Genomic DNA, 20821 nt, shown 5'->3' with positions numbered 1-20821 from the left:
AATACAGGGATAAAGGCTAAACCAGGATCACCTGCACGCCTTTCTGACGTAATTGCCCGATGATTTCATCATTCGCTTCTTTGCCGGTGATCAGCACATCGATTTGTTCGGTGCGGCTGAACAGCATGCCCGCGCGCTGGCCGATTTTGCTGCTGTCGACCAGTACCGCCAAATTCCCAACATAATTCAACATCTTCTGCTCGGCCATCGCGGTCAGCATATCGGTTTTGTACAGGCCATCGGCGGTCAGCCCCGCGCCGCTGGTGAACATCCAGTGCCCGGCATACAGGCTGGCATCGCCGTCTTGTGGTGCCAGCGTAATTGACTGACTTTTATTGTACTGACCGCCCATGATCACCACGCTGTCGTGCTCCTGTTCAATCAGATAATTGGCCAGCGGCAGATAATTGGTAATGACCTGAATATCTTTTCCGCACATTTCACGGCCGAGCAGAAACGCCGTCGAACCGCAGTTTATCACCACGCTTTCACCCGGCTGGCACAGTTCGGATGCCGCTTTGGCGATGCGCATTTTCTCGTTGAGATTGTGCGTCTGATGGATATTCAGCGGTGTCCAGTTCTGGCGTGGCTGATTCACGGCTTCAGCGCCATTGCGCACTTTCCGCAGTTTGCCCAGTTCGTTGAGCTTGGTGATGTCACGACGCGCCGTAGCGGGTGAAATATCAAACTGATCAATCACATCAGCGACGGAAATCTGCCCCTGACGTTGCAGCAGATCGAGAATAGCATTGTGGCGTTGTGGCTCAGTCATGGTGGCTCCGCAGGTAAATAGGTGATTACCGCGTGATTATAAACGAGCAGTAATGGCAATTACATGGTTTATAAAAAAGCGGAGTCTGTTGCCTCCGCCTGTTCATAACATACTTTATAAGAAAGACTTGAATGGCAGATCAGTCTCGGTAGTAAAGCAGTCGTCAAAGCCACGCGGATAGTGATACTCGAAGTTATCCTTATCATCCGGATACGTGAATTTACCGCCGACCTGCCAGATAAACGGCTTGAAGCCGTATTTCAGGCGATCTTTTTTCATCTCCCACAGCACGCGGATTTCCTGCGGATCGGCCTGGAAATTCGACCAGATATCATGGTGGAACGGAATAACGACTTTGGTGTTGAGGGATTCCGCCATGCGCAGCATATCGACGCTGGTCATTTTGTCGGTCACACCACGCGGGTTTTCGCCATAAGAGCCGAGCGCCACGTCTATCTGATATTCGTTACCGTGTTTGGCGTAGTAGTTGGAATAGTGCGAATCGCCGCTGTGATACAGGTTACCGCCCGGCGTTTTGAACAAATAATTCACCGCGCGCTGATCCATCATATCCGGCAATACCCCTGCGGCTTTCTGGTCTGCGGGCAGGGTGATCAGCACCGTGCGGTCGAAAGAATCCAGTGCGTGAATTTCCACGTCTTTGATCCTCACCACTTTGCCCGGCGTCATCACGATGCAACGACTGGCGGGCACGCCCCAGCTCATCCACAAATCCACACAGGTTTGCGGGCCGATAAAGGGCACGTCAGCAGCACAGTTTTGCATGACCGCGGCGGCCACGTTCACATCGATATGATCGTTATGATCGTGGGTGGATAACACCGCGTCGATCTCCCTGATCGCAAAGGGATCGAGCACAAACGGTGTGGTGCGCAGATTCGGCTGGAGCTTCTTTACACCGGCCATGCGCTGCATCTGGTGGCCGGTTTTCATCAGCGGGCTGCTGTGATTTTGCTTGCCGACGCCACACCAGAAATCGACACAAATATTCGCGCCGCCCTCAGACTTCAGCCAGATCCCCGTACAGCCCAGCCACCACATGGCAAAGGTGCCCGGCGCGACCTTTTCCTGCTCGATCTCTTCGTTTAACCAGGTGCCCCATTCCGGGAAAGTGCTGAGGATCCAGGATTCGCGGCTGATCGTTTCTACTTTGCTCATAGTATTCCCTCATCTGAGTTGGCTTTGAAATAGAGTCACAATAAATCATTTAGTGATTACATGTGATTTGTTTGTGAGAAGTTATCATCGAAAATTCATAATGACAATGATTATAAACGAGCGATTTTTAGCATTAAGCAGGGGGTGACAAAGGAGGATGGGAGGATTTTAGGCGGTTTTCACATGCTTTTTTTTGTAGTATATGGCTGATATATATCATAAAAACAGAGTGATTTAGTTTGTTAGCTCATTCTGCCGATGACGATATCTTGCGAGACTGCTCACAAATAATCATTGCGAATCTTTATTTGATTCGATGTGAGCATTAGAGTGCGTTTGTCCCTCACTTTTTAGCGCAGCGGTTATGTTCAAGTGCGTTGAAGAGATCAAACAAGGTCAGACGGAGAGTCTTATGGAATTCCTCTACACCATCTTCACCGTATTTTTTAATCAGGTAATGACTAACGCGCCGTTGCTGCTGGGTATTGTGACCATGCTCGGTTACATCCTGCTCAGGAAGAGCGCGACGGTGATTATCAAGGGCACCATCAAAACCATTATCGGCTTTATGTTACTGCAGGCGGGGTCCGGCATTCTGACCGGTACCTTCAAACCGGTGGTGGCAAAACTTTCAGAAGTGTATGGCATTAACGGTGCAATATCAGATACCTATGCCTCAATGATGGCCACGGTGGAGCGCATGGGCGAGGCCTATAGCTGGGTCGGTTACGCGGTACTGATCGCCCTGGCGCTGAATATCCTGATGGTGGTATTTCGCCGCATTACCGGCATTCGCACCATCATGCTCACCGGCCACATCATGTTCCAGCAGGCGGGGCTGATTGCGGTGTTCTTCTTCATCATGGGCTATCCGATGTGGACCACCATCTGGTCAACCGCAATTCTGGTATCGCTGTACTGGGGCATTACCTCGAACATGATGTACAAACCGACGCAGGCCGTGACCGAAAACAGCGGCTTCTCGATTGGTCACCAGCAGCAATTTGCCTCGTGGATCGCTTATAAAATCGCGCCGTATCTCGGCAAGAAAGAAGACAGTGTTGAAGATCTCAAACTGCCGGGCTGGCTGAATATTTTCCATGACAATATCGTGTCTACCGCCATCGTGATGACCGTGTTCTTCGGCATCATTCTGTGTTCCTTCGGCCTCGACACCCTGCAGCAAATGGCCGGAAAAACCCACTGGACGATTTACATCCTGCAAACCGGTCTGATGTTTGCAGTGGCGATTTTCATCATTATTCAGGGCGTGCGTATGTTCGTTGCTGAACTGACCGAAGCCTTTAACGGCATCTCCCAACGCCTGATCCCCGGTGCCGTGCTGGCCATCGACTGCGCGGCTATCTACAGCTTTGCGCCGAACGCCGTGGTCTGGGGCTTTATGTGGGGCACCATCGGCCAGCTGATTGCTGTCGCCATTCTGTTTGGCATGGGCTCTTCCATCATGATCATTCCCGGTTTTATCCCGATGTTCTTCTCTAACGCCACCATCGGCGTGTTTGCCAATCACTTCGGCGGCTGGCGCGCGGCGCTGAAAATCTGTCTGGTAATGGGGATGATCGAAATCTTCGGCTGCGTCTGGGCCATCAAACTCACCGGCCTGAGCGCCTGGATGGGCATGGCAGACTGGTCGATTCTGGCACCGCCAATGATGCAGGGCTTCTTCAGCATCGGTATGGCCTTTATGGGCGTCATTGCGGTGATTGTGCTGCTCTACATGTTCTTCGCGGGTCGCGCATTGCGGGCCGAAGAAGATGCTGAAAAACAGGCGCTTAATCAGTCCGTTTCTCACTAATGACCGTTCAAAAATGACTTCTCACAAATAACTTCTCACCAAACAAAGAGGTTCCCATGACAGTACGAATTCTGGCGGTATGCGGTTGCGGGCAAGGCAGTTCGATGATCATGAAGATGAAAATCGGCCAGTTTCTGACGCAGGAAGGCGTGGATCACACCATGAATAGCTGCGCGGTGGGGGAATACAAATCCGAGCTGAGCGGGGCTGACATTATTGTCGCCTCCACGCACGTGGCGGATGAAATCACCGTCAGCGGCAACAAATACGTGGTCGGCGTGCGCAACATGCTGTCGGCGGCGGACTTCGGTCCGAAAGTGATGGAAGTGATTAACGCGCACTTTTCCGCAGACCTGAAAAAGTAAGGAGCGATGTATGAAACTGCGAGATTCGCTGGCTGAAAACAACTCGATTCGCCTCAACGCAGAAGCAGAAACCTGGCAGGACGCAGTGAAAATTGGCGTCGATATGCTGGTGGAAGCCGGAGTGGTAGAGCCGCGTTATTACCAGGCGATTCTGGACGGCGTCGAACGTTTCGGGCCGTATTTCGTGATCGCGCCCGGGCTTGCCATGCCGCATGGCCGTCCGGAAGAAGGTGTGCTGAAAACCGGTTTTGCGCTGGTGACGCTGAAAAAACCGCTGGTGTTCAATCATGAAGATAACGATCCGGTGGATATCCTCATCACGCTGGCGGCGGTGGATGCCAATGCGCATCAGGAAATCGGCATCATGCAGGTGGTGAACCTGTTTGATGATGAAGCCAATTTTGACCGCCTGCGTGCCTGCACCACGGCGCAACAGGTGCTGGATCTGATCGACCTGACCTCCGCCACGGCGGTTCACTAATTCGTTAGCAGAGAAGGAATATATTATGTCTCATTCATTACCGATGTTGCAGGTGGCGCTGGATAACCAGTCGATGGACGACGCTTACAAAACCACGCGTCTGATCGCCAGCGAAGTCGACATTATCGAAGTCGGCACTATTTTGTGTGTCGCAGAAGGTGTGCGCGCGGTGCGTGACCTTAAGGCGCTGTATCCGGAAAAAATTGTGCTGGCCGATGCCAAAATCGCCGATGCCGGAAAAATCCTCTCGCGCATGTGTTTCGAAGCCCATGCTGACTGGGTGACGGTGATTTGCTGTGCCGACATCAACACCACTAAAGGTGCGCTGGAAGTGGCGAAAGAATTTAACGGCGACGTGCAGATTGAGCTGACCGGTTACTGGACGTGGGAACAGGCGCAAGAATGGCACGACGCAGGCATCGGGCAGGTGGTTTATCACCGCAGCCGCGACGCGCAGGCCGCCGGGGTGGCGTGGAGCGATGCCGATATCTCGGCGATTAAACGCCTTTCCGCCATGGGCTTTAAAGTGACCATTACCGGCGGACTGGCGCTGGAAGATTTGCCGCTATTTAAAGACATTCCGGTGCACGTCTTTATCGCCGGACGTAGTATCCGCGATGCCAAAGATCCGGTTGACGCAGCACGTCAGTTCAAAAAATCCATTCGCCAGCTCTGGGGCTAAGGAACACCGAATGATGCATAAAGCCGTTCCACTCGGTATCTATGAAAAAGCCCTGCCTGCGGGCGAAGACTGGCTGATGCGCCTGACACTGGCGAAAGAGCTGGGCTTCGATTTCGTTGAAATGTCGGTGGATGAAACCGACAACCGGCTGGCGCGGCTTGACTGGTCACGCGAGCAACGTTTGCGGGTAGTTGATGCAATATCACGCACCGGCATCCGCATTCCGTCCATGTGCCTGAGCGCGCACCGGCGGTTCCCGCTTGGTGCAGAAGATGATGAAACCCGCAATCAGGGTCTGGAAATCATGCGCAAGGCCATCGTGCTGGCGCAGGATCTCGGCATTCGCGTGATCCAGCTTGCCGGTTATGACGTGTATTACCAGCAGGCCAATGAAAATACCCGCGAGCGTTTTCGCGATGGCTTGCAGGAGTCCGTCGAAATGGCCAGTCGTGCGCAGGTCACGCTGGCGATGGAAATCATGGATTACCCGCTGATGAATTCGATCAGCAAAGCGCTGGGTTACAGTCATTACCTGAACAATCCGTGGTTCCAGCTTTATCCGGATATCGGCAATTTATCGGCATGGGATAACGACGTGCAGATGGAACTGGCAAGCGGCGCAGGGCATATCGTCGCTGTGCATGTTAAAGACACACAGCCCGGCGTATTCAAAAACGTCCCCTTTGGCAACGGCGTGGTGGAGTTCGAGCGTTGCTTTGCCACGTTGCAAAAAAGCGGTTATCGCGGGCCGTACCTGATCGAAATGTGGAGCGAAACCGCCGCCGATCCGATGCAGGAAGTGCGCAACGCCCGCGCCTGGGTGGTCGATAAAATGCAGAAAGCCGGGCTTAACATGGAGGAAACCCGATGACGGATGCACTGAAACAACGCGTATTTGAAGCCAACATGGCGCTGCCCGCTTTTGGTCTGGTGACCTTCACGTGGGGGAATGTCAGCGGTATTGATCGCGAGCGCGGTATTGTTGTGATCAAACCGAGCGGCGTGGAATACGAGAAAATGCAGGTCAGCGATATGGTCGTGCTGAACCTGCAAGGCGACGTCGTGGAAGGGCATTACAAACCCTCTTCAGATACCGCCACGCATCTCGAACTTTACGCCCGTTTCCCGCAGCTTGGTGGCATCGTGCATACCCATTCGACCTATGCGACCTCATGGGCGCAGGCCGGCGTCGCCATCCCGCCACTCGGCACCACACACGCGGATTATTTTGCCGGTGCCATTCCCTGCACCCGGCCTTTATCGCGTCAGGAAGTCAGCGGAGAGTACGAACTGGAAACCGGCAAAGTTATCGCCGCGTCGCTGACCGGCATCGATCCGCTGCATATGCCGGGTATTCTGGTCGCCCAGCATGGCCCGTTCTGCTGGGGAATCACGCCGGAACAGGCGGTACACAACGCGGTGGTGCTGGAAGAAGTCGCGAAAATGGCGTGGATCACCGGTTCAATCCGGCGTGACCAAACCCCGATGGACGATTATTTGCTGCACAAGCACTTCAGCCGCAAGCACGGGCCGGATGCGTATTACGGGCAGAAATAATAGCTATTGAGATGCCATTAAAACCCCTCCCCTGCGAAGGTGAGGGTTGGGGCGGGGTTTTAATGGCATCTCCGCCATCCCTTCGACATGATTTCATGCATTTTTCCTCATCCCCGCAGTGAGCATTTTTCCAGCATAGGGTTTATACATAGATATCGCGATCACACTTTTTCTCACGGAAGCATTCCGTCCCCTCAGACTGAAAAGAGACTGCCCTATGTCGAAGATCACGTTCAAGCAGGATGTTTTTTTGGCGGCGCTCACCCGCCAGTGGCAAGCGTTCGGACTCACTTCAGCTTCAGATATGACCCGGCACCAGTGGTGGCATGCGGTCAGCGCCGCCGTCGCGGAACAAATTCCCCCGCAAAATGAGCCGGTCAGCAGTAAAAGCAAAAAAATTATCCGCCACGTTAACTATATCTCGATGGAATTTCTGGTCGGGCGTCTCACCGGTAACAATCTGATTAATCTCGGCTGGTACGAAAAAATTGCCGCTGCGCTGGAACAGTTTGATATCAACCTGACCGACCTGCTGGAAGAAGAAATTGATCCGGCGCTGGGCAATGGCGGGCTGGGACGGCTGGCGGCCTGTTATCTCGATGCGATGGCTTCCGTCGGGCAGCCCGGCATCGGTTACGGCCTGAATTATCAGTACGGTTTATTCCGCCAGCGTTTTGTTGACGGCAAACAGAAAGAGTCGCCGGACGACTGGCACCGCAGCGAATATCCGTGGTTCCGCCACAACAGTTCGCTGGCGGTCAGCGTCGGTATTGGCGGTAAAATCGTGAAAAATGAGCAGGGCGTTTCGCGCTGGGAACCGGAATTTACGCTGCGTGGCGAAGCCTGGGATCTGCCGGTGATGGGCTATCGCAATGGCATCACGCAGCCGCTGCGCTTATGGGAAGCCACGCATCCGCATCCGTTTGATCTCGAAAAGTTTAATGACGGCGAGTTTCTGAAAGCGGAACAACAGGGCATCGACGCCGCTAAACTCACCAAAGTGTTGTATCCGAACGACAACCATCAGGCCGGTAAACGCCTGCGCCTGATGCAGCAGTATTTTCAGTGCGCCTGCTCGGTGGCCGATATCCTGCGGCGTCATCATTTCCTTGGCCGCAAAATCAGCGAACTGCCGGATTATGAAGTCATCCAGCTCAACGATACGCACCCGACCATCGCTATTCCTGAAATGCTGCGCGTGCTGCTCGACGAGCATCAGTTGAGCTGGGATGACGCGTGGCACATCACCAGCCGCACCTTCGCGTACACCAACCATACGCTAATGCCGGAAGCGCTGGAAACCTGGGACGAGCGACTGGTGCGCAGCCTGTTGCCGCGTCATTTCCAGATCATTAAACAGATCAACGCCAACTTTAAGAAACGGGTCAGCAAAGAATGGCCGGGTGATGAGGCGGTCTGGGCGAAACTTGCCGTGCATCACGACAAACAGGTGCGTATGGCGAACCTCTGCGTGGTCGCGGGTTTTGCGGTTAACGGCGTGGCGGCGCTGCATTCCGATCTGGTGGTCAAAGATCTGTTCCCGGAGTATCACCAGTTGTGGCCGGAAAAATTCCATAACGTGACTAACGGCATCACGCCGCGCCGCTGGCTTAAACAATGTAATCCGGCGCTGTCGGCACTGATTGATGAACGGCTGAAAACCGACAGTTGGGTCAATAATCTGGACCTGCTGAAAGGTCTGGAAGACGGTGTTAAAGACAAAAAATTCTGCAAACAGTACCGCAAAATCAAACACGATAACAAAGTGCGGCTGGCGGAATACGTCTGGCAGCGCATGGGGATCCGGCTTAATCCTGACGCGATTTTCGATGTACAGATTAAACGCCTGCATGAATACAAACGTCAGCATCTCAATCTGCTGCATATTCTTTCCCTGTACCGCCAGATCCGCGATAACCCGAAACTCGACATCGTGCCGCGTGTTTTCCTGTTCGGCGCCAAAGCCGCGCCCGGTTATTACCTCGCCAAAAATATCATCTATGCGATCAATCAGGTGGCAGAGAAGATCAACAACGATCCGATCGTCGCCGATCGTCTCAAAGTGGTATTCATCCCGGATTATTGCGTGTCGGTGGCTGAACTGATGATCCCGGCGGCGGATGTCTCCGAGCAGATTTCTACCGCAGGCAAAGAAGCTTCCGGTACCGGCAATATGAAACTGGCGCTGAACGGTGCGCTGACCGTCGGCACGCTGGATGGTGCCAACGTCGAAATTGCCGAACAAGTCGGCGAGGACAACATCTTTATCTTTGGCCTGACCGTCGATGAAGTCAAAGCGCAGCTGAAAAAAGGCTACAAGCCGAAAGCGCTGATGAAAAAGGACAAACATCTCAAAGCCATTCTCGACGAACTGGCCAGCGGTTTTTATGCCCGTGGTGACAAAAAGGCTTTCGATCTGATGCTCAACAGTCTGCTCGACGGCGGTGATCCGTATCTGGTGCTGGCGGATTTTGCCACCTATTGCGAGGCGCAAAAACAGGTCGATGCGCTTTACCGTAATGCCGATGAATGGACCCGCCGTACCTTGCTCAACACGGCCCGTGTAGGCATGTTCAGCGCTGACCGTTCCATCCGCGATTATCAGCAGCGCATCTGGCAGGCCAAACGATAGGAGCCAACATGGAGGACAAGCAACTCGCTGAGGCCGCGCGCCGGGCAGGCATTGTAGACAGTTTCATTAATATGACGGATGACGTGGAAACGGTGTCAGATGACACGCGCGTCGCCTTGCTGGCGGCGATGGGGCGTGATCCGGCTGACGTGCCGGAAATCACGCCCGTGCCGCCGGTCAAAGTGTTTACACAAGGCAAAAAAGTGTGGCTCACGCCGGAAGGCAGTGGCGCATTTCAATGGCAACTGACGCAGGAAAATGGCAGCCAGACGCAGGGCGAAATCCTGACAGGCAACGTGTTGAACCTCGGGGCTGCGCTGCCTGCCGGCTATCACCAGTTGACGTTATCGCAAAATGATAACGTCTGGCCTTGCCGGATCATCGTCGCGCCGCCGCGCTGTTATGAGCCGGAGGCATTGCTGGCAGGGGAAAAACTGTGGGGCGCGACGGTTCAGCTTTACACGCTGCGCTCGGAGAATAACTGGGGCGCAGGCGACTTCGGTGACCTGAAAAAAATGGTCGAAGAAGTTGGGAAACGCGGCGGGGCGTTCGTCGGGCTGAATCCGATACACGCGCTCTATCCGGCGAATCCGCAAAGTGCCAGCCCTTACAGTCCGTCGTCGCGCCGCTGGCTGAATCTGACCTACATTGATGTGAATGCCGTGGAGGAGTTTACCGCCAGTCGCGAGGCGCAAGACTGGTGGCATTCGACAGAGACGCGCGAGGCGTTACTGCAGGCGCGCAGCACGGAGTTTGTCGATTATCCGCTGGTGATGGCGCTGAAATCGGCGGCGCTCAAACTGGCCTGGCCGCTGTTTTGCGAGTTGCCGGAAGACAGCCCGCGTAAGCAGGATTTTCGCCGTTTCGTCGCACTTGGTGGCGACAGCCTGCGACAGCAGGCGTTGTTCGACGCACTGCATACGCATCTGCGCGATCTGGATTTAGGCCAGTGGGGCTGGCCGGTATGGCCGGAAGTCTATCGTGATGCGAAAAGTGCACAAGTGCGGGAATTCAGCGAGCGTTACGCCGGTGAAATTGAATTTTATCAGTGGCAGCAATGGCTGGCGCAGATGCAGTTTTCCGCATGTTATCAGCGCAGTGTTGAGCTGAAGATGCCGATCGGCGTGTATCGTGATCTGGCGGTTGGCGTAGCGCAAGGCGGCGCGGAAACCTGGTCCGATCCGGCGCTGTATTGCCTGAATGCTACCATCGGTGCGCCGCCAGATATTCTCGGCCCGCAGGGACAAAACTGGGGGCTTCCGCCCATTGATCCACACGAAATGAAAGCCCGTGCCTATCAGCCGTTCATAGATTTGCTGCGTGCAAACATGGCGGAATGCGGTGCACTGCGTATCGATCACGTCATGGGGTTGCTGCGTTTGTGGTGGATACCCGCCGAACAGGATGCGGGCAGCGGCGCGTATGTCCGTTATCCGCTGGAGGATTTACTCGGTGTGCTGGCTTTGGAAAGTCAGCGGCATCAGTGCATGGTGATTGGTGAAGACCTCGGTACCGTGCCGAAAGAAATCCTCGCCAGCCTGCGTGACAGCGGGGTGTATTCCTACAAAGTGTTGTATTTCGAGCACGATAAACACTTCCTTTACCGGCCGCCGGAAGATTATGTTTCACAAGCGATGGCAACGGTCACCACCCATGATTTACCGACGTTGCGGGGCTACTGGGAAGGGGGCGATTTAACGCTCGGAGCGTCGCTGGGTGTTTATCCTGATCCGCAGGTGCTGGAAAAACTGCGCGGGGAACGTGAACGTAGCAAGCAGGGGCTTCTTAATGCGCTGCATCTGACACAGTGTGTGCCGAAATCGATCAGCCGCAGTGCTGAAAACATGCCGATGACGCCGCTGCTGAACCTGGGTTTGCAACGTTATCTGGCGGGCAGTGCCAGCGCGTTGCTGGGTTTGCAACCGGAAGACTGGCTGGACATGGATTTGCCGGTGAATGTGCCGGGCACCAATACCGAATACCCCAACTGGCGGCGCAAACTGACGCGAACCCTGGAGGACATGTTTGCTGATGAGCATATTGATGCGCTGCTCAGTGATTTAAACCAGCGCAGGCAGGCATAAAAAAAAAGCACCCAACGGAAGGGTGCTTTTTATGTTCTGACTGATCAGCAGGTGATCAGTAGAAGGAGTGCTCGCCGCGCTGGTGTTCAGTCAGGTCGCGCACGCCTTTCAGCTCAGGGAAGTTTTGCAGCAGTTCTTTCTCGATGCCGTCTTTCAGGGTGACATCAATCATCGAACAGCCGTTGCAACCGCCGCCGAATTGCAGGATAGCGATGCCGTCGTCGGTGATTTCCATCAGGGAAACACGACCACCGTGGCTGGCTAACTGCGGGTTAATCTGCGACTGCAACTGATATTCAACACGTTCCATCAGCGGCGCATCGTCAGAGACTTTACGCATTTTGGCGTTCGGGGCTTTCAGCGTGAGCTGGGAACCGAGCTGATCGGTGACGAAGTCGATCACGGCGTCTTGCAGATAAGGCGCGCTTAATTCATCAATGAAAGCAGACAGTTTCTCGAACTTGAGTTCGGTATCCGTCGCTTCTACGGCGTCAGGTGGGCAATAGGAGACACCGCATTCTGCGGTTGGCGTACCGGGATTGATCACGAATACGCGGATTTGGGTGCCTTCTTCCTGGCTTGCCAGCAATTTGGCAAAGTGCTCTTGGGCAGCATCGGTAATAAGGATCATAACATTCGCTCAATAGTTGACTACTCTAGTTGGTTATAATACGCCCTTTGTTTTTACCCGTCACCCTTCACGTTGCCAGTGTGTTAGCAGCACGTGCTTACGCCTGTAAAGTCCGGCAAATACAGGCAATTTGCAGCGAAGCAACGCCCTGATTACGCAGAATCTTGCTGATTTCCCTGACAGTACTGCCGGTCGTGACCACATCATCGAGCAACATCACGTGCTTATCGCGCAGGCTGGCATGGCAGGTGAAGGCTTTGCGCAGATTCCACTTTCTCTCGTGCTCGGTCAGACTTTGCTGCGGCGGCGTGCGCCGGTTGCGGCTCAGGGCATCGGGCAGATATTGGCAATGCAGCCAGCGTGCCAGCGGCTTCGCGAGCAATTCACTCTGATTATACCCGCGCGAGAAATAGCGCTTCTGATGCAGCGGCACGCTGAGAAGCACGTCGGGTCTGGACAGATTGCTCATCCGGTAGCGTTCCTGCCAGCGCAGAAAAAGTAAACGGGCGAGCGTGGTGTCGAGTTCCGGTTGCCTGGAGAATTTGAACCGCAAAACCAGCCCGCTCACCGGCATTTCATAAGGGCTGGCGAAGATCATCGCGTCCCACTGTGGGGGTTTTAACAGACAACGTCCGCAATCGGCATGGCCCCCGGAAGAGGGCAATCCGCAGCGCAGGCAGCAGGGCGGTGCGACCGGCAGATGTTTCATGCACAAACTGCAAATGCCCTGAACCGGGAGATGCAGCGGACACTGGCATAGCCAACAGCGGCTGGCAATTGTTAGCATAGCGGCGGGTTCCTTTTGCCAATCAGACAGACACGGACAATACGCTATGAATACGCTTTACCGGGAGACTATCGGCGAAGGAGATCGCCATCTTGTGCTGCTTCACGGATGGGGGCTGAATGCCGAAGTGTGGCGTTACACGGCAGAGCGACTTGCGCCGCAATTTTGTCTGCATCTGATTGATCTGCCGGGCTATGGCCGCAGTGAGGGTTTCGGGGCGATGACGCTGGAAGAGATGGCGGAAACCGTGCTTGCCGCAATGCCGGAGAAAAGCGCATTACTTGGCTGGTCGCTGGGCGGCCTGGTGGCCAGCCAGATAGCCCTGAGTGCGCCGCAGCGCGTGGAAAAACTGATTACCGTGGCATCATCGCCCTGTTTTGCAGCCCATGAAAACTGGCCGGGGATCCGCCCGGACGTATTACAGGGTTTTCAGCATCAGTTAAGTGAAGATTTCCAGCGCACGGTTGAGCGTTTTCTGGCGCTGCAGACGCTGGGCAGCGACAGCGCCCGTCAGGATGCGCGGCTGCTTAAATCGATCGTTCTGAATCTGCCGATGCCGCCGGTGGCCGTGCTCAATGGCGGGCTGGAGATTTTACGCAACGTGGATTTGCGCCAGCCGGTGACGCAACTGACCTTGCCAGTCCTGCGTATTTACGGTGCGCTCGACGGGCTGGTACCGAGAAAAATGGTGCCGCTGATGGATGCGATTCTGCCCGATTCCTGTTCGGAAGTCGTTGAAAAGGCTGCACATGCGCCGTTTATCTCCCACCCTGATAGGTTTTGTGAACTTGTCGAGCGTTTCCTGATTGCAGACTGCAAGCCAATGTAAATATTTTTTTCAATTTTCTGGCTAATTCTCAAGGGTGACTAATACTTAAGCCGATGATGACGGGGTGAAAGGTGGGCGTAAGTTGTTACGCGAGCCTGTTTGCGTCTCTGGGGAGTTTACTGGCGTTTAACCATGAAGGTCATGCCAGCGCAGATACACCCGCTGTTCATATCCTGACTGCTTTCTTTGAGAACTATTCATCCAATTTAGAGGTAATGTCATGAAATCAAACAAAATTATCGTTGCGGCAATTCTGACAGGGTTATTCTCACTCAACGCGATGGCGGCAGAGATGATCTCGAAAGAAGAAGCCAAAGATAAGGGTTACACCAGTCTGGGCGTGGTCACGACCAGCAATGAATACACTGCGCCAATGGATGCGAAAGAAGAATTGTCCAAACTGGCTGATGAAAAGGGCGGCAAATACTATGTGGTGATTGCGGCTCAGGAGAAGAAGAAAATCACCGCAACGGCTGAAGTCTTCAAATAATCGCTTTTATGCTGCTCTGAACCCCGGGATGCCTTTGTGCATCCCTTTTTTATTCCCGTTTTCTGTGCGCTCCTTCTCTTTCTTTGTTCTGTATCAATTTGTTTTTAAAGAAATACGTCAGATCGTTACTCTCAGCGTAACGAAGTGTCCGGACGCTTAATTGATGCAATATTCTTCGCTGCTTACACTTAGCAGGCTATCAAAACAGGTCAAATGTGATGCAACCGCCACTTGACTGAACTTCCCGATGCCTCTTGTTTCATCACGCCGGGAAAGATTCAGCAAGCTCAACCCAGGGAGGTTTGGCATGCCGCAACATCCGCAGACCACGAAAGTGTGGGACACCCGCCGCAATGAAAAACAACGGCGTATCGACAGTGTCCGTTCCGTGGCAGAGGGTAAAGTTTTACCCACAGATAAAATTATCCCCATCCTCGAAACGCTGATTGCCTCCGGCGACCGCGTGGTGATGGAGGGTAACAACCAAAAACAAGCTGACTTCCTTTCCCGATCACTGGCGAAAGTGAATCCTGAAAAGCTGCATGATTTACATATGATCATGCCGAGCGTCAGCCGCGCTGAACATCTGGATCTCTTTGAACGTGGCATCGCCCGTAAGCTCGATTTTGCGTTCTCCGGTCCGCAAAGCCTGCGCATCGCGCAGTTGCTGGAAGACGGTCAGATGGAAATCGGTGCGATCCACACCTATATCGAACTGTATTCCCGTCTTTACGTCGATCTGGTGCCGAACATCGCACTGATCGCCGGTTTCAAAGCTGACCGCAAAGGCAATCTGTATACCGGCGCAAGCACCGAAGACACCCCGGCGCTGGTCGAAGCCGCAGCCTTCAAAAACGGTATCGTGATTGCGCAGGTCAACGAACTGGTTGAAGAAGACACTGATCTGCCGCGCGTCGATATTCCGGGCGACTGGATCGATTTCGTGGTCGTCGCCGACAAGCCATTCTTCATCGAACCGCTGTTCACCCGTGACCCGCGCCTGATCAAACCGGTTCACGTGCTGATGGCCATGATGGCCATTAAAGGTATCTACGCCAAACACAACGTGCAGTCGCTCAACCACGGCATCGGTTTTAACACCGCCGCTATCGAACTGCTGTTGCCCACTTACGGCGAACAGCTCGGCCTGCGCGGCAAAATCTGTAAACACTGGACACTGAACCCGCATCCGACGCTGATCCCGGCTATCGAAAGCGGTTGGGTGGAAACCGTTCACTGCTTCGGCGGCGAAATGGGGATGGAAGAATATATCCGCGCCCGTCCTGACGTGTTCTTCACCGGCTCCGACGGTTCTATGCGCTCCAACCGTGCGTTCTGCCAGATGGCAGGCCAGTACGCGGTAGACATGTTCATCGGTTCGACCTTGCAGGTTGACGGGCTGGCGAACTCGTCAACCGTGACCCGCGGTCGTCTGGCCGGTTTCGGGGGCGCGCCTAACATGGGGCATGATCCGCACGGTCGCCGTCACTCCACGCCAGCCTGGCTCGACATGATTGAAGAGCCGGACCCGATGGCTCGCGGTAAAAAACTGGTCGTACAGATGGTGGAAACCTTCCAGGCCGGTGGCAAACCGACATTCGTTGAGAAACTCGAAGCCGTCGATGTGGGTAAAGAATCCGGTATGCCGCTGGCGCCGGTGATGATTTACGGCGACGACGTGACCCATGTGCTGACCGAAGAAGGTATCGCCTATCTTTACCGTGCCCGTTCTCTCGAAGAACGCCGTGCGATGGTGGCGGCAGTTGCCGGTATCACTGACATCGGTCTGGGCGTTGACGCCAAACGCGTCGCCGACCTGCGTCGTCAGGAACTGGTGGTCTTCCCGGAAGATATGGGCATCCGCCGCACCGACGCCACCCGTTCATTACTGGCGGCGGGCAGCGTGAGCGAGCTGGTTGACTGGTCCGGCGGCTTGTATAACCCGCCAGCCAAATTCCGTAGCTGGTGATCACTATGCCGCAGACTTTAACGACTGGCGCTCTGCTCACAGCGGAAGAACTGGCCGAAAGGCTGGCAGAAACGGCGACGCAGGCGCTGATCGACGAAGCGCGGCTTAGCCCGAAACCGGGGCTGGTAGACAGCCGGAGTGCCGGTGCCCATCAGGATTTAAGTTTAGATCTGATGGTGCGTTCGGCGCGCAGCCTGACATCCACGTTCTATTTGCTGGCTTTACACAGCTGGCAGCGCCCGGCGGATATCGCCCTGCGTCAGGAAGTGGGCCGTTTAGGTCGTGCTGGCGAAGCGCAGATGATGGCGGAAACCGGCGGCGTGAATACTCACCGGGGCGCTATCTGGGCGATGGGGTTGCTGGTCAGCGCCGTTGCCATGCAGCCGGAAAGTTTACTGCCGCTGCATATTGCGCAGCGCGCCGCGAAAATTGCGGTGTTGCCCGATGCTTTCAGCCCGAAAAAATTCAGTAAAGGTTCGCACGCCGTGCAGCGTTATCAGGTGCCGGGTGCACGCGAAGAGGCACAAAGCGGTTTCCCGCACATTATCGGTTGTGCACTGCCGCAGCTTCATCACAGCCGGGCACACGGCGCCAGCGAAAGCGAAGCGCAGGTCGATGCCTTACTGGCGGTGATGTCCACACTGGCCGACACCTGCGTGCTGTCACGCGGTGGCTTACCGGCGCTGGAAGCCATGCATCAGGGCGCGCAGGCCGTGCTGGAAGCCGGTGGCACCAGCACGATGGCGGGCAAACAACGGTTGCGCCATCTCGAACACCGGATGCTGGCGGACAACACATCGCCCGGCGGTGCCGCTGATTTACTGGCTGCGACGCTGTTTCTTGACCGCGTCAGCGTGGTCTGAACCGGATACGCATTAACTAACATCAGTACAAAGAGGTGTTATGGAACGTTTTGAATTTAACTACCCGGCGGCAAAACCGCTGGCAGGCCGTGCCGAAGCAGGCGTGGTAGGTTCCGGCGATTTAGAAGCGCTGTATGAACCAAAAACAGTCAATGAACTGAACATTATCGTCACCACCTCGGTCGACGGCAGCCATACCTTATGGCAGAACTTTTTTAACCGTCTGAGTGCGCTGCGTGAATTACCGGCCGGTCGTCTCGACATCAATGATTTTGGCGCCACACCCGGGGTTGCCCGTCTGCGTATCGAACAGGTCTTTGAGGAGGCTGAAAATGCCAACTGATACTGATCAGAGCTTTATCGAACTGAGCGCCCGTCAGCGCGCCCGCAAATTGCTGGACGCCGGGACTTTCCGTGAACTGCTCGGGCCGTTCGAACGCATTATGTCGCCGTGGCTGGAACCGCAGGGCATCGTGCCGCAGGCCGATGACGGCATGGTCGTCGCCAAAGGTCAGATTAACGGCCAGCCCGCTGTCGTTGTGGCGATTGAAGGCAGCTTCCAGGGTGGCAGCATGGGCGAAGTGTCCGGTGCCAAAATGGCTGCTGCGCTGGAAATGGCTGCAGAAGATAACCGTAACGGCATCCCGACGCAGGCCGTTCTGCTGCTGGAAACCGGCGGTGTGCGTTTGCAGGAGGCCAATCTGGGTCTGGCGGCGATCGCGGATATTCACGCCGCCATTGTTGATTTGCGCCGCTATACGCCGGTGATCGGCGTCGTTGCCGGTACTGTTGGTTGCTTTGGCGGGATGTCGATTGCCGCCGCGCTGTGCAGCTATCTGATTGTCACCCGTGAAGCCCGTCTGGGACTGAACGGTCCGCAGGTTATCGAACAGGAAGCCGGTATCGATGAATACGATTCCCGCGACCGTCCGTTTATCTGGAGCATGACCGGTGGCGAAGTGCGTTATCACAGCGGGTTTGTTGATGCGCTGGTGAAAGATTCCCTGAATGAAGTGAAAGACAGCGTGCTGGCCTTTATTAAAGCGGGCGTACCTGCGACACATCGTTCTGATAATTATGATTATTACCTGCCAAAACTGACCGGTTTTGACACCGCGCAGCAGGCCAGCCGTGAAGTGACGGAAGCCTTGTTTAACCGGGAGGATCGCGCATGAGCAACGTAGCAAATAATGCAGCCAGCCGGGGTGATTACTGGTTCGCTGAACTGACCAAAGACGCCACTCCGGTAACCGGTCTTTGCCCTTCCGTGAAAGCGGCTGACGGCAAAATGAATGACCAGCCGGTACGTTTCATCGCCGTGGTGCCGGACAAAAATAACCAGTATCCGCGTGCAGCGGGCGGCGAAGTCGGTTTGCTCGAAGGCTGGAATCTGGCAAAAGTCGTTAACGACGTGATTGACGCCGACGCGGATGCCAGCACCAAACGCGCCATCGTGGCGGTCATCGACGTACCAAGTCAGGCTTATGGTCGCCGCGAAGAAGCGTTCGGTATCCATCAGGCGCTGGCCGGTGCCGCAGGCGCTTACGCCAAAGCGCGTCTGGCCGGGCATCCGGTGGTCGGGCTGATTGTCGGTAAAGCGATGTCCGGTGCGTTTCTGGCGCACGGTTATCAGGCTAACAAACTGATCGCCTTCAAAAACAACGGCGTGATGATCCACGCGATGGGTAAAGAATCCGCCGCACGTATCACCTTACGTTCTGTGGATGCGCTGGAAAAACTGGCTGCCACCATTCCGCCGATGGCTTACGACATCGAAAACTACGCCACGCTGGGCCTGCTGTCGCAATTACTCGACATCGCTGATCCGGATAAGGCCACACCCGACGACATCAGCAACGTGCAAAACGTTGTCTGGCAAAACATCCAGGACGCACGCAAAGAAGGCGTTAGCCTCAGCAACCGTCTGGGTGCAGAAAACCGCGCAAGTTCGCAGCGCGTTCGCCAGCAGATGCGCCAGGAATGGTAATTCGTTAACAACTTTCAGTCTCAACCGGTAACGCACCTGCAAACAGCGTGACGCAGCCGCATTGCGGGTTCCCGCCCTGACATACCGTCCGGGCGAGGGCCTGCTGTTGTCTGCAACTGGACTGTCATACTAAAAAAACCATCGCACCGGCGCCGACTGAGCAATCATTTTTTGCCTCAGGAAAAACGCTATGACTTACGTAATATTGCACGCGCTTGCCCCTATTTTCGTCATCATGATCCTCGGTTTTTACGCCGGGAAAGCGAAAATGGTGGATAACCAGAATGTCTCTTTACTGAATATTTTCGTGATGGATTTTGCTTTACCTGCTGCGCTGTTTGCAGCCACCGTACAAACCCCGTGGGCGGGCATTGTGGAACAGTCACCGCTGATTCTGGTGCTGGTTCTGGCGATGTGGATAACCTACGCAGCGATTTACTTTATTTGCACCAAAGTCTTCAAAAAATCTGCGCAGGATGCGGCGGTTCTGACGCTGACTGTCGCACTGCCGAACTATGCGGCACTGGGTTTGCCTATTCTGGGCAGCGTGCTGGGTGATGCGCCGTCAACATCACTGTCCGTCGCGGTATCTATCGCCTGCGGTTCCGTGCTGATGACGCCGTTCTGTCTGCTGATCCTTGAACGTGAAAAAGCGCGTCTCAGTGGTGAAAATCAGGGATCTTCCCTGGCATTACTGCCGGTTCTGATGTGGCGTTCAGTGAAAAAACCGATCGTCTGGGCACCGTTGCTGGGCGTGATCCTGTCAGCGATTGGCATTAAAATGCCGGAAATTTTCCTGGCTTCGATCAAGCCGCTGGGGTTGTCAGCGACCGCATCTGCGCTGTTCCTGACCGGTGTGATCCTGTCAGCCCGTAAACTGAAAATTAACGGTCCGGTGTTGTTGTCTTGTGTGGCGAAAAACCTGATCCAGCCGTTCATCGCCTGGGGTCTGGTTCTGGCATTTGGCCTGAGCGGTCAGGTTGCTGTGACCGCAATACTGATGATTGCGCTGTCTGCCGGTTTCTTCGGTATCGTGTTCGGTAACCGTTTCGGTGTGCAGTCCCCGGATGCAGAAGCATCACTGCTGATCAGTTCCGTATTGTGTATCGTGACTTTGCCGCTGTTTATCTCACTGACCGCTGCATTGCATTGATTTAAGAAGGATTGAATATGTGTGACCCGCGTGCCCATGATTTTGTCTGGATAAGCGACCGTTCAGCGCTGCAAAGCGACGACACTTTACCCGAATGGGTAAACACCGGCTGGCGCACTGCGCTGCCGCTGGTAGTGCGTCGCGATAAGCGTGCTGACGGTGCGGTTCCGGTGGGTATTCGCGGGCTGACCCGTATTCAGCGAGCCGCCGCCTGGATTGACCCGGCGGCGGTGGTGCGGGTCGTCACGCCCGAATCACTGGTCAGCGACGTGAATGCATTACTGCACTCGCCGTTTGTGTCTCAGCAACCGGTGCAGGCGCTGATCACGTTATGCAGTCTGCAACTGCCTTTCTCATGGGGCGTGACGGGCAGTTGCGCCTACGCGCTGGCCAGTGACCTCCCGGTGATGCATGCCGACAGCGATCTCGATTTACTGGTCCGTTGCGACACACCGGCAGAACCTTCTCAGTTTTCCGATTTTTACGACCAGCTTCAGCGGCTTCCCTGCCGCGCCGATGTTCAGATCAATACGCCGCAGGGGGG

21 protein-coding genes are annotated in these 20821 nt (G+C 54.9%); 17 read left to right on the top strand and 4 right to left on the bottom strand.

What is annotated here, in order from left to right:
* Positions 1–16: 16 nt before the first annotated feature.
* Both ulaR and ulaG read right to left on the bottom strand, forming a co-directional pair.
* Complete coding sequence (gene ulaR / locus UC14_RS10220; protein WP_013573562.1) at positions 17–772, bottom strand: HTH-type transcriptional regulator UlaR; 756 nt, start codon at positions 770–772, stop codon at positions 17–19.
* A 114-nt stretch (positions 773–886) separates the two neighbouring features.
* Positions 887–1951, bottom strand: coding sequence for an L-ascorbate 6-phosphate lactonase (gene ulaG / locus UC14_RS10215; RefSeq protein WP_013573563.1), 1065 nt, complete (start codon positions 1949–1951; stop codon positions 887–889).
* A gap of 412 nt (positions 1952–2363) precedes the next feature.
* Here ulaG and ulaA point away from each other — a divergent pair, with 412 nt between their 5' ends.
* The 8 genes from ulaA to malQ all read left to right on the top strand — a co-directional run bounded on the left by ulaA (position 2364) and on the right by malQ (position 11568).
* Complete coding sequence (gene ulaA, locus UC14_RS10210; protein WP_014411492.1) at positions 2364–3767, top strand: PTS ascorbate transporter subunit IIC; 1404 nt, start codon at positions 2364–2366, stop codon at positions 3765–3767.
* 56 nt (positions 3768–3823) lie between these two features.
* Positions 3824–4132, top strand: a complete 309-nt coding sequence (ulaB, locus tag UC14_RS10205; protein WP_013573565.1) for a PTS ascorbate transporter subunit IIB — start codon at positions 3824–3826, stop codon at positions 4130–4132.
* A gap of 10 nt (positions 4133–4142) precedes the next feature.
* On the top strand, positions 4143–4613 hold the full coding sequence (gene ulaC, locus UC14_RS10200; RefSeq protein ID WP_013573566.1) for a PTS ascorbate transporter subunit IIA: 471 nt from the start codon (positions 4143–4145) through the stop codon (positions 4611–4613).
* 25 nt (positions 4614–4638) lie between these two features.
* Complete coding sequence (locus tag UC14_RS10195; RefSeq protein ID WP_013573567.1) at positions 4639–5295, top strand: 3-keto-L-gulonate-6-phosphate decarboxylase UlaD; 657 nt, start codon at positions 4639–4641, stop codon at positions 5293–5295.
* A gap of 10 nt (positions 5296–5305) precedes the next feature.
* Positions 5306–6166 carry an L-ribulose-5-phosphate 3-epimerase gene (locus UC14_RS10190; protein WP_013573568.1) on the top strand — a complete coding sequence of 287 codons (861 nt, stop codon included), beginning with the start codon at positions 5306–5308 and terminating at the stop codon, positions 6164–6166.
* Positions 6163–6852 carry an L-ribulose-5-phosphate 4-epimerase gene (locus UC14_RS10185; RefSeq protein WP_013573569.1) on the top strand — a complete coding sequence of 230 codons (690 nt, stop codon included), beginning with the start codon at positions 6163–6165 and terminating at the stop codon, positions 6850–6852. Before UC14_RS10190 ends, UC14_RS10185 begins: the two co-directional genes overlap by 4 nt.
* A 217-nt stretch (positions 6853–7069) precedes the next feature.
* Positions 7070–9484 carry a maltodextrin phosphorylase gene (malP, locus tag UC14_RS10180; RefSeq protein ID WP_112197642.1) on the top strand — a complete coding sequence of 805 codons (2415 nt, stop codon included), beginning with the start codon at positions 7070–7072 and terminating at the stop codon, positions 9482–9484.
* 8 nt (positions 9485–9492) lie between these two features.
* Positions 9493–11568: a 4-alpha-glucanotransferase gene (gene malQ, locus UC14_RS10175; RefSeq protein WP_037033701.1), complete on the top strand. Its 2076-nt coding sequence runs from the start codon at positions 9493–9495 to the stop codon at positions 11566–11568.
* Between the two features lie 55 nt (positions 11569–11623).
* On the opposite strand, the gene nfuA is transcribed toward malQ, so the two are convergent.
* Together nfuA and gntX are read right to left on the bottom strand one after the other, a co-directional pair.
* Entirely contained in the window at positions 11624–12199 is a 576-nt protein-coding gene (gene nfuA, locus UC14_RS10170) for a Fe-S biogenesis protein NfuA (protein ID WP_013573573.1), read from the bottom strand.
* A 97-nt stretch (positions 12200–12296) separates the two neighbouring features.
* A complete protein-coding gene (gntX, locus tag UC14_RS10165) occupies positions 12297–12986 on the bottom strand; it encodes a DNA utilization protein GntX (RefSeq protein WP_112197641.1) in 690 nt (229 codons plus the stop codon).
* 46 nt (positions 12987–13032) lie between these two features.
* On the opposite strand from gntX, the gene bioH reads away from it, so the two are divergent.
* From bioH to UC14_RS10120, 9 genes are all read left to right on the top strand, one after another.
* Positions 13033–13815, top strand: coding sequence for a pimeloyl-ACP methyl ester esterase BioH (bioH, locus tag UC14_RS10160; RefSeq protein WP_013573575.1), 783 nt, complete (start codon positions 13033–13035; stop codon positions 13813–13815).
* 220 nt (positions 13816–14035) lie between these two features.
* Positions 14036–14305, top strand: a complete 270-nt coding sequence (locus UC14_RS10155; protein ID WP_014333504.1) for a YdgH/BhsA/McbA-like domain containing protein — start codon at positions 14036–14038, stop codon at positions 14303–14305.
* A 307-nt stretch (positions 14306–14612) separates the two neighbouring features.
* Complete coding sequence (gene mdcA, locus UC14_RS10150; protein WP_013573577.1) at positions 14613–16274, top strand: malonate decarboxylase subunit alpha; 1662 nt, start codon at positions 14613–14615, stop codon at positions 16272–16274.
* Between the two features lie 5 nt (positions 16275–16279).
* Positions 16280–17137, top strand: coding sequence for a triphosphoribosyl-dephospho-CoA synthase (locus UC14_RS10145; protein ID WP_037033698.1), 858 nt, complete (start codon positions 16280–16282; stop codon positions 17135–17137).
* A gap of 40 nt (positions 17138–17177) precedes the next feature.
* Entirely contained in the window at positions 17178–17480 is a 303-nt protein-coding gene (locus UC14_RS10140; RefSeq protein WP_013573579.1) for a malonate decarboxylase subunit delta, read from the top strand.
* Positions 17470–18312 carry a biotin-independent malonate decarboxylase subunit beta gene (locus UC14_RS10135; protein WP_013573580.1) on the top strand — a complete coding sequence of 281 codons (843 nt, stop codon included), beginning with the start codon at positions 17470–17472 and terminating at the stop codon, positions 18310–18312. The genes UC14_RS10140 and UC14_RS10135 overlap by 11 nt, the downstream gene beginning before the upstream one ends.
* Positions 18309–19124 (top strand): biotin-independent malonate decarboxylase subunit gamma, encoded by an 816-nt coding sequence (gene mdcE, locus UC14_RS10130; RefSeq protein WP_013573581.1) that lies wholly within the window; start codon positions 18309–18311, stop codon positions 19122–19124. Before UC14_RS10135 ends, mdcE begins: the two co-directional genes overlap by 4 nt.
* A gap of 190 nt (positions 19125–19314) precedes the next feature.
* Complete coding sequence (locus tag UC14_RS10125) at positions 19315–20277, top strand: AEC family transporter (protein WP_013573582.1); 963 nt, start codon at positions 19315–19317, stop codon at positions 20275–20277.
* Between the two features lie 17 nt (positions 20278–20294).
* On the top strand, positions 20295–20821 hold a 527-nt coding region (locus UC14_RS10120), incomplete at its 3' end, for a malonate decarboxylase holo-ACP synthase (RefSeq protein WP_112197643.1).

Source organism: Rahnella sp. NRRL B-41462 (assembly GCF_003263525.1).
Taxonomy (GTDB): Bacteria; Pseudomonadota; Gammaproteobacteria; order Enterobacterales; family Enterobacteriaceae; genus Rahnella; species Rahnella aceris.
Note: the sequence above shows the minus strand (reverse complement) of the source record. Positions and strands in the feature narration are given on the sequence as shown.

Coding starts and splice junctions, on each gene's coding strand:
- nfuA (WP_013573573.1), bottom strand. CDS start 12,199: ATGATCCTTATTACCGATGCTGCCCAAGAGCACTTTGCCAAATTGCTG.
- UC14_RS10125 (WP_013573582.1), top strand. CDS start 19,315: ATGACTTACGTAATATTGCACGCGCTTGCCCCTATTTTCGTCATCATG.
- ulaB (WP_013573565.1), top strand. CDS start 3,824: ATGACAGTACGAATTCTGGCGGTATGCGGTTGCGGGCAAGGCAGTTCG.
- gntX (WP_112197641.1), bottom strand. CDS start 12,986: ATGCTAACAATTGCCAGCCGCTGTTGGCTATGCCAGTGTCCGCTGCAT.
- UC14_RS10155 (WP_014333504.1), top strand. CDS start 14,036: ATGAAATCAAACAAAATTATCGTTGCGGCAATTCTGACAGGGTTATTC.
- UC14_RS10145 (WP_037033698.1), top strand. CDS start 16,280: ATGCCGCAGACTTTAACGACTGGCGCTCTGCTCACAGCGGAAGAACTG.
- UC14_RS10135 (WP_013573580.1), top strand. CDS start 17,470: ATGCCAACTGATACTGATCAGAGCTTTATCGAACTGAGCGCCCGTCAG.
- ulaR (WP_013573562.1), bottom strand. CDS start 772: ATGACTGAGCCACAACGCCACAATGCTATTCTCGATCTGCTGCAACGT.
- bioH (WP_013573575.1), top strand. CDS start 13,033: ATGAATACGCTTTACCGGGAGACTATCGGCGAAGGAGATCGCCATCTT.
- UC14_RS10140 (WP_013573579.1), top strand. CDS start 17,178: ATGGAACGTTTTGAATTTAACTACCCGGCGGCAAAACCGCTGGCAGGC.
- malP (WP_112197642.1), top strand. CDS start 7,070: ATGTCGAAGATCACGTTCAAGCAGGATGTTTTTTTGGCGGCGCTCACC.
- ulaC (WP_013573566.1), top strand. CDS start 4,143: ATGAAACTGCGAGATTCGCTGGCTGAAAACAACTCGATTCGCCTCAAC.
- UC14_RS10195 (WP_013573567.1), top strand. CDS start 4,639: ATGTCTCATTCATTACCGATGTTGCAGGTGGCGCTGGATAACCAGTCG.
- malQ (WP_037033701.1), top strand. CDS start 9,493: ATGGAGGACAAGCAACTCGCTGAGGCCGCGCGCCGGGCAGGCATTGTA.
- UC14_RS10185 (WP_013573569.1), top strand. CDS start 6,163: ATGACGGATGCACTGAAACAACGCGTATTTGAAGCCAACATGGCGCTG.
- mdcA (WP_013573577.1), top strand. CDS start 14,613: ATGCCGCAACATCCGCAGACCACGAAAGTGTGGGACACCCGCCGCAAT.
- ulaG (WP_013573563.1), bottom strand. CDS start 1,951: ATGAGCAAAGTAGAAACGATCAGCCGCGAATCCTGGATCCTCAGCACT.
- mdcE (WP_013573581.1), top strand. CDS start 18,309: ATGAGCAACGTAGCAAATAATGCAGCCAGCCGGGGTGATTACTGGTTC.
- ulaA (WP_014411492.1), top strand. CDS start 2,364: ATGGAATTCCTCTACACCATCTTCACCGTATTTTTTAATCAGGTAATG.
- UC14_RS10190 (WP_013573568.1), top strand. CDS start 5,306: ATGATGCATAAAGCCGTTCCACTCGGTATCTATGAAAAAGCCCTGCCT.